Raw genomic sequence first — 12,967 nt, forward strand, 5'->3', positions numbered from 1 at the left:
GGTGAATGCGCGTGACCGGCCGATATGAGGAGATCACGTGAACCTGCGCTTCATCGACTGGATCTGGCATGTCCGCGGCAGCATGGCGCTGTCACCCGATTTGTCGCGCGATGATGCCTTCGACCGGCTCGATCCCGTGTTCCGCCAGAGCGGCACCCGCCGGGAGCGCAGGGACGATACGCTGGTCTTCACCAAGCGGGACCAGGAGGCGCAGGACAAGATGTCGGTGTTCGACAGCGGCGTCCTGCGCCTCGAACAGGGCGTCGCCGGGATCGTGCTGCACTATCGGCTCATCAGCCGCGCATTGCTGTTCTGCTTTCTGGCGCCGTTCCTGTTCCTCGGCATCGCGCAGCTGACGATCGCGATCGGCAACCACCAGAAGGCGGCGGCCGAGGCCGCGGCCAAGGCGGGGACCGCGCCCAAGAAGAAGCCGGAGAAAGCGGTGTTCCCGCTCAATCCGATCGACAAGGCGCTGGGCGCGCCCGAGCCGGAAGATCCGAAGAAGAAGAAGGACGAGGACAAACTGCCCTCCCCAACCCCGGCCTATGTGTTCGCGGGGCTGTTCGCCGCGCTCTACGTCATCGGGCGCGTGCTGGAGGATCGGCTGGTCCGATCGCTGTTCCGGAAACGGCTGGCGGGTGCCTAGCCGGACCAGCCCGACCTGGTCCGGCAGGTTGTGCGTGACCGTGCTCGCCATGCTGCTGTCCGCCTCGGCACCCGCCACCGTCGGCCCGCCCTTCGCGCACTGGATCGACGGCACCGGCGCGGACGAACCCGAAACGCAGGTGCAGCGGATCGACGCCGACACCTTCGTCATCCGCCAGTCGGTGCGCACCAATTTCGAGGCGCCGTTCCTCTACCTCCTGTTCGGCACCGAGCGCGCGTTGCTGATCGATACCGGTGCGGGCGGCCTGTCGATCCGGCCAACCGTCGACCGGGTGATCGCGGCGTGGCGGGCGCGGCACGGCGGCCGGCCGGTCCGGCTGATCGTCGCGCATTCGCACGGCCATGGCGACCATCATGCCGGCGACGCCGAATTCCGCGCGCGGCCCGGCACCGACATGGTCGGATTGACACCGCAGGCGGTGGCGGCCTTCTTCGGCATCGCCGACTGGCCGGACGGGATCGGCCGGTACGACCTCGGCAAGCGCGTGGTGGAGATCGTCCCGACACCGGGCCACGAGCCGGCGCATATCATGGTCTATGACGCGCGCACCCGCCTGCTGTTCTCGGGCGACATGCTCTATCCGGGTCGCCTCTACGTCCCGACCGACCGGATCGCGGTCTTCCGCGCGAGTGCCGGTCGGCTCGCCGCCTTTGCCGCGACCCGCCCGATCCGCGCCCTGCTCGGCGCGCATATCGAGATGACGACGACGCCGCGGCAGGATTATCCGAGAGAGGCGGCGACCCATCCGTCCGAACATCCGCTCGCGCTGCCGCCCGCCGCGATCGAGACGCTCCGGCGCGCCGCGGCCGCGCAAGGGGCGACGCCGGGGATCGACGCCCACCCCGATTTCATCCTCTATCCCGTCCCGCCCCGACCGGCCTCCTGACTCCGGACGGGCACGCCGGATCAGTCGCCGGGGGCGATCCGCACCGACAGGCCGTCCAGCGCGGGCACGAAGGCGATCTGGCACGACAGGCGCGACGTCGCCTCCCGCTGGTCGCTGGCGTCGAGCAGCGCGTCCTCGTCCGCGCTCATCGGCGACAGGCGGTCGGCGAAGGCGGGATCGACATAGACGTGGCAGGTCGCGCACGAACAGCAGCCGCCGCACAGCGCGGCCAGCGATTCGAAGCCGGCATCGCGGATCACCTCCATCACGCTCAGCCCGGCCTGCGCATCGATCGCGACAGGGTCCCCGGCCGGCGGCGTGACAATCATCTTCAGCATGAGATTCGGTCCATTCGAATGGGTAGCGTGGAAGCAGGGACGGGCCGAGCGGCCGCGTCATCATGACCCGATACGGCCGCCGGTCGCGGACGACCGGCGGGGTGGCGCTCAATAGTGGAAGCGGAACTCGATCCCGCCGCGCCGCGGGGTCAGCACCGATCGGGCGTAATAGCGTTCGACGACGCCGGTCCGCACCTGATTGAACGAGCTCAGGTCGTTGCTAACGCTGGTATAGGCATATTTGTCGAAGATGTTGTCGATGAAGAAGCCGACGTCGAACGGCTTCGTGCGATAGGTGACCGCGGCGCGGTGGGTGACATAGCCGGGGATCTTTTCGCCGGAACCGCGCAGGCCGACGCGCGAATAGATGTTGCCGGTATAGGTGCTCGCCCAGCTCGCCTCGATATCGGTGCCGTCGCCCATCGGGCGGGTGTAGATCAGCTGCGCGCTGCCCGAATTCTTCGCGGAGCCGGGCAGGCGATCGCCGTCGAGCGCGTCGTAGCGCACGCCCTGGCTGACGACGAGGCTGGGGAAATCCTCCGTCAGATGCGCATCGACATAGGAATAGGTCCCCTGGAACACGAGTTCGGGCACGATCTTGAACGACCCGGACAGCTCGACCCCCTGCGACACCGCGCCGCCGGCGTTGGTGGTGATGCCGACCGCGCCGTTGACCGTCTGGCTCGGCACCTGGACGTCGCCCCATTTGACGCGGAAGCCGCTGAGCGTGAACTGCAGGCGCCGGTCGAACAGGCCGGCGCGCAGCCCGACCTCGAGGTTGCGCGTCTTGTCGGGGCCGTAAACCAGCTCGTTCGCCAGCGCGCAGACGTTCTGCCCGGCCGGCAACGGCACGACGCAGGGCGCGACGCGGTTGACGCCGCCGATGCGATAGCCGGTGCTGTAGGTCGCATAAGCGAGCAGATCGGGGCTGAACTTGTATGAGGTGTTCGCCTTCCAGACGAAGCCGTCGTCGCCGGTGCTGCCGGACCGGACGCGGCTCGGCGCGAACTGGATCAGCGGATAGGGCGTACGGGTCAGGCCGCCACCGAACAGCGGCGTATCGGTGCCGCCGGTCGCGGTGGCGTCATATTTGAAATAGCGCAGACCGCCGGTCGCCTGCCATGCTTCGGTGACGTGCAGCGTCGCCTCGCCATAGGCAGCCTTCTCGACCGTCTTCGTCTTGACGAAGGAGATATATTCGAGGTCGTCGGGGCGGTTCACCCCGGCGAAGGCGGCGAAGCCCGGCGTATATTCCTGCCGGTCGCTGTCGTATTTCAGGCGGTTGTAGAAGCCGCCGAGCACCCAGCTGAGCGGCCCGCCGTGCGACGAGACGAGCCGCACCTCCTGGTTGAGCTGTTTATAGTCGCGGTTGCCGTTCGAGAAGGACGAGAAGGCGGGAAACGCCTCATAGCCGTAATCGAGATCGAGCAGCAGATCGGTGTTGTCGTCGTTGCTCCGGATATTCTGCTTCGTATAGGCGGTCGTGCTGACCAGCTGCGCGACGTTGAACAGGTTGAGGTTCACCTCGGCCGAATAGAGGTCGGCGCCGCGACGGAACCGCTCGAGATAGCGCCATGGCCCCTCGTAGCGGCCGGTGCCGAGCACGCCGGCGCCATTCGCCTGCCGGCCGTCGGTCCTGGTCTCCTGATGCGCGTAGGTGAAATAGGCCTTCACGTTCGGATTATATTCGAGCAGCAGCGTGTTGCGGGTGGTGAACGTATGTTCGAAATTGACGTCCGCCACGCGCCGGAAGTTGGCGGCATAATCCGCGGTCGATCCCAGCGACCCCTGCGCCGCGGTCGCGCCCCGCACCGGCTGCGCATTCGACACGCCGGGCTTTTGCAGGATGTAATTGTAATCGATGAAGCCGGGATTGTCGTAATAGCCGACCACCGAGCGCAGCGCGATATGGTCGGCGAGGATCGGGATGTTGACGGTGACGTCGCCGATCGCGCCGAAATCGCCGCTGTGCGACTGGGCATAGGCGCGACCGTGCAGATCGACCGAGACGCGGCTCGTGTTCGGCCGGTTGGGGATATAGCGCACCGCGCCGGCCAGCGTGCCGAGGCCGTACAGCGTGCCCTGCGGCCCGAGCAGGGTTTCGACGCGGGCGATGTCGAGCAGCTTGAAATCGAGGTAGAGCGGCACCTCGCCCAGATAGACGCCGACGGCGTTGTTCTCGGCCGATCCGAACACGCTGGTGTCACCCGATTCGATGCCGCGCAGGATGATGTTGCCGGTGCTGGCCGGGCCGGTGTCGACGACGGTGACGCCCGGCGTGAAGGCGGCGAGCCCGCGGATATCGTCGATGCGCTGGCGCGCGATCGTCTCTTCGGAGACCGCGCTGATGTTGATCGGCGCATCCTGCAGGGTGACGGTGCGGCGGCTGCCGGTGACGACGATGTCGTTGCTGCTGCCGTCCGCCGACGCCTGCTCCTCGGCCGGCACCGTCTGCGCCACCGATGGCGTCGCGGCGAACCCCGCCAGAACCGTCGCACCGAGCAAAGCCGCGCGAGAAATCGATCGAGCCAAACTGAACCCCCTTCAAAACCGGGACGCCACACACGCGCGCGTCCCTGTGCCGTCAGCCACGCCGTTTTTGTGCATGTGCTAACGCGCACCGTTTGGGGAAACGGGCCGGACCGCCATGGGGTGTTTGACGTAGCGCCACGGCGACGCCCCCGTTTGCGCCGCCCTGCCGGAGCGTCCGCGACCATCGGCCATCCACCACGGAACGTTGCTTATTCTGGCGGTGCAGCAGGCGCCGTGGCGTCCGGGGTCAGGCTCCACCAGGACAGGGTGTGGACGTCGTGCGCGCTGGTCCACAGGCCGCCGGCGGCATAGCGCAGCGCGCCGCTGCCGCTCGCCGCGCCGAGCCGGCCGAGGATCGCGAGCGACGCCGGATCGATCATGACGAAGCTCTGGTCGGCGGTGGTGCGCAGCCACACCGCGCCGCCGCCGGTGTCGATATCGCCGTAGAGCAGGTCGGCGCCGACCTTGACCCGGCCGGACACCTTGCCGTTGGCGGGATCGATCCGGGCGAGCGTGCCGTCGCCCTGCTCCTGCACCCAGACCGCGCCCTCCCCTACCGCGAGGAAACCGGGCTGCCTGCCCAAAGCGGTGCGGCGAACGACGGAATTGGTGGCGGGGTCGATCCGTTGCAGCGACTGCCTGTCGCTGCTGACCGCCCAGAGCGCGCCGGACCCGAAGGCGAGGAAGAAGGTGCCGGGATCGACCGCGATCGAGGCGACAACGCGATTGCCGGCGGGGTCGATCCGGGCGACCTTGCCCCCGGCGTCGCTCGCCACCCAGATCGATCCGGCACCGGCGGCGACGTTCAGCTCGCCCTTCGGGTTGGCGATGCCGGTCGGTATGGCGGCGATCAGGCGCGCGGTCTTGAGGTCGATGCGGTTGACCGTGCCCTGCTTGCAATCGGCGACCCAGAGCGAGCCCATGGCGATCGCCATCGCGCCGCACGGGTGCGCCATCGCCACCTCGGCCAGCTTGCCGGTGCGCGACCAGCGCTCGACGCGCCCCTTGTTGGTCGCCCAGACGCTGTCGCCGTCGACCGCGAGGAAATCCGCGAAGCCCGGCACGGTGATGACCTGCGCCTCGCGCGGCTGCGGCACGGTCGTGGTGGCGGCTATGGCGACGGAAAGCAGGGCGCCGATCGTCTGGAGCAGCATCGCCATCAGCCGGCCACCGCGTCGGTGGAGGTCGCGGCGACGCCGCGTCGGGCGGTCAAGCGGTCGAGGAGCGGCCGGGCGGGGAACAGGAATTGTTCGGGGATCGACAGGCGGCGCCGGTCGTCCTGCCCCACCACGCTGGCCTCGCCGTCGCGATAGGTGCCGAAGATACGATCGAGCAGGATCAGCGAATTGCCGTAATTGCAGCGCGTGTCGTCATAGGCGGTCGAATGGTGCAGGCTGTGATGGCGGATCGTGGTGAAGACGAAGCTGTACCAGATCGGCGGATCGGCGCGGACATTGGCATGCGCGAAGCTGGAGACGACACCCAATACGTTCAAGCCGCAGAACACCGCGGTCAGCGGCAGGTCGAACAAAGCCACGACGCTGAGGCTGATGAGGAACAGTTCGACCGGATTGCCGACATAGCCCTTCATCGCGTTGAGCTGCGTGATGTGGTGGTGTGGCGCGTGCACCAGCCAGAACGGCAGGGCGTTGTGCATCAGCCGGTGCATCCAATACTGGCCGAATTCGATCAGCACGACGACCAGCGCGACCTGCACGAGGAACGGCAGCTGCATCGCCCATGCTGTGGTCAGCCCGAGCGATTCCTTGAGCGCGTGGAGCGGCGCCTCGGCCAGCGTCGTCGTCGCCCAGGCGATCGCGGTCGATCCCAGCACGACGTAGAACAGGTCGGTCAGGAACTCACGCCGGTCGAGCCGCCAGCCGCTATGCCGCTCGGCGACCCATTCGAGCGCCTGGACGAAGGCGGTTATCAGCGCCGAGGTGACGACGAGCAGCCAGGGTTTGGCGAGCAAAGCCGCCGGCGCGAAGGCCCAGAAACAGACGACGGCCGCGACGGTCAGTGGCGGCAGCAGGTTGACGACGGTCTTTTTCATGGTTCGCCCCGGTCACATGTGCACGGACGGGGCGTCGCGATCCTGTCTGGACGATCGCACCCGCTCCCCCGTCACCCGCGATCATAGGATCGCGGGTCGGCGCGCGCAGGTGGCCGAATGACGTAGGACTAGCGGAGCGAGGCGACCTGAATGGCGGCGGGCGCCGTCGTCTGCGCGGTGCGGGTCTCGATCCGGGCGCGGACCTGTTCGGCGACATCGGCGCGGCATGCGCGGGCGCGGGCTTCCAGATCCAGATGGATCGTCGCGAGATTCTGTCCGCAGATCGTGCGCGCGGCCTGATCGACGCGGATCGCAAGGCGCTGCTGGCCGTCGGCGGTGGCGAGGTCGATGCCCTGCAAGGTCACGACGGCGGACGGCTTGCCGAACGGACTGCGGGCGGCGGGGCCATCGCTGGCGACGGCGGCGGACCCGAGCGAAAGAGCGGCAACCGCCGCGAAAACCATCTTCATCCTAATCTCCTGCAACCAAGGCCCGCCTCTTCGTGCGGCGCACCGGTCATATAGGCGCAGGCGGACGGACGCGCAACAATGCACGTCCATGTCGGCGACAATTATACTTGCCGGGAACAGATGATGTCGTCGGTATTACGGTTACGTTGAGTCTTCGTACCGACCTTTCTTTGCTGCGAGACGCAGTTTCCTGGATTTACCCGGTTCTGTTATTACGGATCAGTGCGCCCGTACTACCAGCGACGCCAGCTCGACATCATGGCCGAGCATGCCGACCGGCAGGCGGACGGTGTCGCTGCGCTCGACCGTGCCGGCCGGATCGACCACCGCGACGTGAATGCTGCGCGCGAACGGCGCGGACCAGCCGCGCAGCGTCGCGACCGGCACCTGCACCGACCAGGCGCGGCCACCGGTGGGGGCGATCAACCGGTCGTTGATCCGGATGCGGGAGGCGGTCGAGGCGCGGTGGCCGCGCACCAGCAGGCAATCGCCCCCGCCGCAGGAGACGATCTGCGTCGTGGCGAGCGGTCTGGCGGAGGCCGCGGCGCCCGGGATCGCAAGCGCGGCGAGGAGGGTGAGCCGGGTGACGGATAGCTTCATGCCGTTCAGGATGGCCGGCATCGCCACGCCCGGCCATGAGGCGTTTGACGTAGCGCCCGCCGGTCAGTCGATCGCGATCCCGCGTTCGGCGAAGAAGGCGGCGACCGGTGCGAGCGCCGCCGCATGCCGCCGCCACCGCGCCACCGAATCGCGATAGATCGGGCGCCGCACCTGCGCGGCGCTGGGCGTGGAAACCGCCGCCGTGTTGGTGTGGAAATCGAGGCAGCCATCGAACCAGTCGAGCCCGCAATGCGCGAGCAGGCGGCGCGTCTCCCCCTCCTGATCCGCGACCAGCGCCTCGTAGCGCAGTTCGAGGATGCGGCCGGGAAGCGCGCGGTGCCAGACGGCCATCAGCGCATCGAACGCAGCATAATAAGCCGCGATGTCGAGCAGGTCGTAGCTATAGTCGTAATAGCGCGAGCCGATCGCGAACAGATTGCGGAAATTGGCGAGCACCGTGTCCATCGGGTTGCGACGCAGGCAGACCAACGTCGCATTGGGCAGCGCGCGGGCGGCGATGCCGGCATAATGGAAATTGCCGGGAAACTTGTCGACGAAGCGCCGGTCCGGCATCCGCCGATGATGGTCCGCGCGCGCCAGATAGTCGCGGCCGATCGCGGCAAGGTCGGCGCCGGCGGCGGCGCGGATCGTCTCGGGGTCGAGCACCGTCCGGCTGCGGGTGCCGGCCGCCGCCTTGACCGCGAGCGGCAGCGCCTGCAATTCGCCGACGCTCTCGACGTCCGGATGCGAGGCAAGGATGCGATCGACCAATGTCGTGCCGGTCCGCGGCATGCCGATGACGAGGATCGGCGCCGCCGGCGACGGATCGCCGATCGGTGCCGCCGCCATCGCCGGCCACGCCGCCTCGATCGCCGCGAAGATCGCCGTATCGCGGCCAACGTCATAGCCGAGCACGGCGCGGTGCGCGGCGTTGACGCGAGTCAGCCGGGCGAGCGCCTCGTCGCCGCGACCGATATCCTCCAGTTCCTTGGCGAGCGCATAGCCGGTCAGCAGCCGGTCGCCGTCCGCGCTGGCGCGGTCGTGCGCGGCCGACAGGCGGTCGATATGGTTGTGGGTGGCGGTCTGCTTGCGCAGGCCGGCGAGCAGGTGATGCGCACGGGCATCGTCGGGCGCGCGTGCGATCAGCGTCTCCAGCGCCGCCTCTGCCGCGTCGGTCAGCCCGAGGAAGCTCAGCGTCGCCGCCTGGTTGTAGAGAAACCGGTCGTTGTCGGGCGCCAGCGCGACCGCGACCGTGAAGTGGGGCAGCGCGGCGTGGTGATCGCCCAGCCGGGCATAGACGCAACCGATCGTATCGCGCGACAGCGCATCCTGCGGCGGATCGTCCTCGGCGGCGCACAGCACCACCGCCGCGTCGCCCTCGCGCCGCACCAACGTATAGAGCCGGGCGAGCTGCGCGCGATATTCGCCGGCGGGCGCGAGCGCGACCGCCCGTTCGATCCACTCGATCGCCGGCCGGATCCGCCCGCTTTCCGCCTCGACGATGCCGAGCAGGAACTGCCCCTCCGCCGCGCCGCCGGGTTCGGACAGGCGGATCGTCGCCAGCCGCGCCGCATGGGCGAGGTCGCCGCGCCCGAGCGCCGCCCGCGCCGCCGCGGCGGTGGAGGGCCGGTCCGCGGTCATTGCGCCAGCGTCGCCACCGCGATCGCCGTTGCCGAGGCGCGATTTTCGACCCCCATCTTCTGGAAGACCTGTTCCAGATGCTTGTTCACGGTGCGCGGACTGATGTGCAGGATCTCGCTGATCTCGCGGTTCTGCTTGCCGCGGCTGATCCACACCAGCACCTCCGCCTCGCGCGAGGTGAGGCCGTGGCGCTCGGCGAGCAGGCGCTCGGCATCGCCCTCGCGCTTCTCGGTCAGCCGGAACAGCCATTCGCTGGCGCTGGTCTGGCGCAGGATCGTGCACTGGATCGTCGTGTCGCCGATCGTGAGCGACGCGAGCGCGCCGGCCGGCACATGGGGCTCCTGCAGGCGGCGGATCGTCGCGGCGAGCGCGTCCGGCAGGCCGACGTCGCGCGCCGTCCAGCCGGGGAACAGCCGCTCGATCGTCGCGGCGGCGAGCGGGGTGAGCCAGCTCGTCCGCCCCGCATCGTCGACCGCGAAGGACGGCCGGCCGGCGGTGTCGAGCGCGAGCTTGCTGCTCTGCGAGATGCGCGCATTGGCGAGGTGGACGGAGACGCGGGCGAGCAGTTCGTCGACGACGATCGGCTTGTGGACGTAATCGACCGCGCCGGCGTCGAGCCCGCGCACGACATGTTCGGTATCGGCGAGCCCGGTCATGAAGATGACGGGGACATGGCGGAACCGCCCGTCCTGCTTGATCCGCCGCGTCGTCGCGAAGCCGTCGAGCCCGGGCATGACCGCGTCCATGAGGATGAGATCGGGGACGACATGTTCGAGCAGGTCGAGCGTCGCCAGCCCGTCGATCGCGATCAGCACGGTCATGCCCGCCTGTTCGAGCGTCGCGGTCAGGAAGCGCAGCGATTCGGGAGTGTCGTCCACCACCAGGATCGTGGCACCGGTGTCGTCAGGCCGCATCGTCGAGCGTCCGGGCCAAAGCGCGCAGGTCGAAGGCGTCGAGCAGGCGGCGCAGCTCCGCGACCCGCGCCGCGGTGTCGGGAACGGCGGCCTCGAGATCGTCGAGCACGGTTTCGATCGCGCGGACATGGCCGAGTTTGATGAACCGGCGGATATCCTCGACATAGGGCGCGGCCGCGGCCGGCAGGGCGGCGGGGCGCGCGACCGGCGGAACGCCCGGCGCGTCCGCGGCGAGGACCCAGTCGAGGCCGAGCTGGCGGGCGATCGCGTCGAGCAGCGCGTCGAGATCGACCGGCTTGGTCAGGAACGCATCGTGCAGGCCGCGGCCGTCCTGCCCGGCGCGGAATTCGTGCGCATTGGCGGACACCATGACGATCCGCACCGACCGGCCGAACCGTTCGCGCAGCTGCGCGGCGACGTCCCACCCGTTGCAGCCGGGCATCTGGATGTCGAGCAGGACCAGATCGGGCGCGCAATGGTCGGCGAGCGCCAGCCCGTCCGCGCCGCCGGTGGCCTCGAACACGGCAAAATCGAGCGGGCGGAGCAGATGGTTCACGATCGTGACCTGCGCCGGATTGTCGTCGATCACCAGAATTGTCTTGCGCGCGCCGTGATAGCCGGTGACCCGCGCATAGGTCGGCGCGCCGGCCGGGGCGGCGGTCGGTTCGGGCAGCAGCATGCGCAGCAGGAAGCGGCTGCCCTGCCCCGGCTCGCTCGTCACGGTCACCTCGCCGCCGAGGATGCGGGTCAGCACGCGCGTGATGGCGAGGCCCAGCCCGATCCCCGGCTGCATCGCCGCATCCGGTGCATGGCCGCGTTCAAACGGTTCGAAGATGCGCTCCAGATCTTCGGGGGCGATGCCGATGCCGGTGTCGCGCACCTCGATCGTCGCGGTCTGGCTGCGATAGCGCACGGTCAGCGTCGCGCCGCCGCGATAGGTATATTTGATCGCGTTCGACAGCAGGTTGATGAGGATCTGCCGCAACCGCTTTTCGTCGGTGCGGACGAAGGCGGGCAGACGCCCCTCGACGACATAGTCGAGCGACAGCCCCTTGGCATCCGCTTGGGTGCGGAACATCGCGACGACATGGTCGAGCAGCGCGGGCAGGCGGACGATGTCCTGCCGCACCTGCAGCACGCCGCTTTCGACGCGCGAGATGTCGAGCAGCCCTTCGACCAGATTAGTGAGATGCTCCGCCGATCTGCGGATCACCCCGCCCGCCTCGGTCGCCCGGATCGGGTCGCCGCGCTCGAGCAATTGCGCATAGCCGAAGATCGCGTTGAGCGGCGAGCGGATCTCGTGACTCACCGCGACGAGGTAGCGCGTCTTGGCGGCATTGGCCGCCTCCGCCGCGTCCCTCGCATGCGCCAGATCGGCCTCGGTATCGCGATGCGCGGCGATCTCCTGCCGCAGGCGGTCGGCGTCGCGGCGGCTGGCGTCGCGGGCGTTGCGGAACAGGCGGGCGAACGCGAGGGCGGCGACCAGCGCGAGGCCGGAACCGATCGCCCAGAGCATGTCCGCCGCCCCGTGCGTCATCGCATCGGGCGCCCCGGCGGCCGGCGGCAAGCGCATCCGCGACGCCCGCCGGGACGGTGCCGAAGCACCGTCGACCCGGCCACGACAGTGGTCGAATGACGCATTGCAGCATCACGAAATGGGGTGACACATGCCATGGCCCCAGTCTATAAGTCGTATTACTGGATTGAGCAAACGTAATATCGGAAGCGCCATCCAGCGGCTGGAACTCGCGCGTTTCGCGCTGCGCAACAGGGGGTCGAACATGGCAGGCTGGGTTTCGAGAACGCGCCTTGCGATCGCGGCGGTCGCGATGATGGCCACCGGTTCCTGCGGCGATGGCGGCGGCGCACAACAGGCGAAGCGGACCGACTTCACCATCGGCTGGTCGATCTATGCCGGCTGGATGCCTTGGCCCTATGCGCAGCAGGCCGGGATCGTGAAGAAATGGGCCGACAAATACGGGGTCAGGATCAACCTCGTCCAGGTCAACGACTATGTCGAATCGGTCAACCAGTTCAACGCCGGCAAGCTCGACGGCGTCACGCTGACCAACATGGATGCGCTCACCATCCCCGCCGCCGGCGGCAAGGACACCAGCGCGATCATCCTCGGCGACTATTCGAACGGCAACGACGGCGTCGTCCTCAAGAACGCGAAGAGCCTGTCGGAGATCAAGGGCCGTACCGTCTATCTGGTCGAGCTGTCGGTGTCGCACTATCTGCTTGCACGCGGGCTGTCGTCGGTCGGGCTGAAGCTGTCCGACGTGAAGACGGTCAACACCTCGGACGCGGATATCGTCGGCGCCTTCGCCAACCCGGCGGCGACCGCGGTCGTCACCTGGAACCCGCAGCTGGGCGAGGTCGCCAAGCTGCCAGGCGCGGCGGTGGCGTTCGATTCGCACCAGATCCCGGCCGAGATCCTCGACCTGCTCGCGGTCGATACCGCGACGCTGAAGGCGAACCCGAACCTCGGCAAGGCGCTGGCGGGCATCTGGTACGAGACGATCGCGCTGATGCAGCGGCAGGACGCCGGCGGCGCCGCGGCGCGCGCGGCGATGGCGAAGATGGCGGGCTCCACGCCGCAATCGTTCGACGCGCAGCTGTCGACCACGCACCTCTACGGCACGCCCAAGGATGCGGTGGCCGCGATCCGATCGCCGACGCTCGGCAGCACGATGACGAAGGTGCGCGACTTCAGCTTCTCCAAGGGGCTGTTCGGCCAGGGCGCGAGATCGGCCGACGCGATCGGCATCGGCCTGCCCGGCAAGACGCTGGGCGATGCCAAGAACGTCAAGCTGCGCTTCGACTCGACCTATATGGAACTGGCCGCGGCCGGGAAATTGTGAGG

12 protein-coding genes are annotated in these 12,967 nt (G+C 68.6%); 3 read left to right on the plus strand and 9 right to left on the minus strand.

Features of this window, described 5'->3' with window-relative positions; all coding sequences use genetic code 11:
* Positions 1–37: 37 nt before the first annotated feature.
* Both B2515_RS10085 and B2515_RS10090 read left to right on the plus strand, forming a co-directional pair.
* Positions 38–646: a hypothetical protein gene (locus B2515_RS10085; RefSeq protein WP_293876084.1), complete on the plus strand. Its 609-nt coding sequence runs from the start codon at positions 38–40 to the stop codon at positions 644–646.
* A 34-nt stretch (positions 647–680) separates the two neighbouring features.
* Entirely contained in the window at positions 681–1,553 is an 873-nt protein-coding gene (locus tag B2515_RS10090) for an MBL fold metallo-hydrolase (protein WP_414711384.1), read from the plus strand.
* Between the two features lie 20 nt (positions 1,554–1,573).
* On the opposite strand, the gene B2515_RS10095 is transcribed toward B2515_RS10090, so the two are convergent.
* From B2515_RS10095 to B2515_RS10135, 9 genes are all read right to left on the minus strand, one after another.
* Positions 1,574–1,891: a 2Fe-2S iron-sulfur cluster-binding protein gene (locus B2515_RS10095; protein WP_293876085.1), complete on the minus strand. Its 318-nt coding sequence runs from the start codon at positions 1,889–1,891 to the stop codon at positions 1,574–1,576.
* A gap of 108 nt (positions 1,892–1,999) precedes the next feature.
* A complete protein-coding gene (locus B2515_RS10100; protein ID WP_293876086.1) occupies positions 2,000–4,396 on the minus strand; it encodes a TonB-dependent receptor in 2,397 nt (798 codons plus the stop codon).
* A 236-nt stretch (positions 4,397–4,632) separates the two neighbouring features.
* Complete coding sequence (locus B2515_RS10105) at positions 4,633–5,583, minus strand: YncE family protein (protein ID WP_293876087.1); 951 nt, start codon at positions 5,581–5,583, stop codon at positions 4,633–4,635.
* Positions 5,583–6,476: a sterol desaturase family protein gene (locus tag B2515_RS10110; protein WP_293876088.1), complete on the minus strand. Its 894-nt coding sequence runs from the start codon at positions 6,474–6,476 to the stop codon at positions 5,583–5,585. The genes B2515_RS10105 and B2515_RS10110 overlap by 1 nt, the downstream gene beginning before the upstream one ends.
* A gap of 128 nt (positions 6,477–6,604) precedes the next feature.
* Positions 6,605–6,946, minus strand: coding sequence for a UrcA family protein (locus B2515_RS10115; protein WP_293876089.1), 342 nt, complete (start codon positions 6,944–6,946; stop codon positions 6,605–6,607).
* Between the two features lie 219 nt (positions 6,947–7,165).
* On the minus strand, positions 7,166–7,546 hold the full coding sequence (locus B2515_RS10120) for a hypothetical protein (RefSeq protein WP_293876090.1): 381 nt from the start codon (positions 7,544–7,546) through the stop codon (positions 7,166–7,168).
* 63 nt (positions 7,547–7,609) lie between these two features.
* Complete coding sequence (locus B2515_RS10125; RefSeq protein WP_293876091.1) at positions 7,610–9,187, minus strand: tetratricopeptide repeat-containing sulfotransferase family protein; 1,578 nt, start codon at positions 9,185–9,187, stop codon at positions 7,610–7,612.
* Positions 9,184–10,101, minus strand: a complete 918-nt coding sequence (locus tag B2515_RS10130) for a DNA-binding response regulator (RefSeq protein ID WP_293876092.1) — start codon at positions 10,099–10,101, stop codon at positions 9,184–9,186. The genes B2515_RS10125 and B2515_RS10130 overlap by 4 nt, the downstream gene beginning before the upstream one ends.
* Positions 10,091–11,674 (minus strand): ATP-binding response regulator, encoded by a 1,584-nt coding sequence (locus tag B2515_RS10135; protein ID WP_293876093.1) that lies wholly within the window; start codon positions 11,672–11,674, stop codon positions 10,091–10,093. Before B2515_RS10135 ends, B2515_RS10130 begins: the two co-directional genes overlap by 11 nt.
* Before the next feature lie 208 nt (positions 11,675–11,882).
* Between B2515_RS10135 and B2515_RS10140 the strand changes: the two genes are divergently transcribed.
* Positions 11,883–12,965: a putative urea ABC transporter substrate-binding protein gene (locus B2515_RS10140; protein WP_414711385.1), complete on the plus strand. Its 1,083-nt coding sequence runs from the start codon at positions 11,883–11,885 to the stop codon at positions 12,963–12,965.
* The last annotated feature ends 2 nt before the right edge of the window (positions 12,966–12,967 follow it).

The sequence above is a fragment of the Sphingomonas sp. UBA978 genome (genome assembly GCF_002292295.1).
Lineage (GTDB): Bacteria > Pseudomonadota > Alphaproteobacteria > Sphingomonadales > Sphingomonadaceae > Sphingomonas.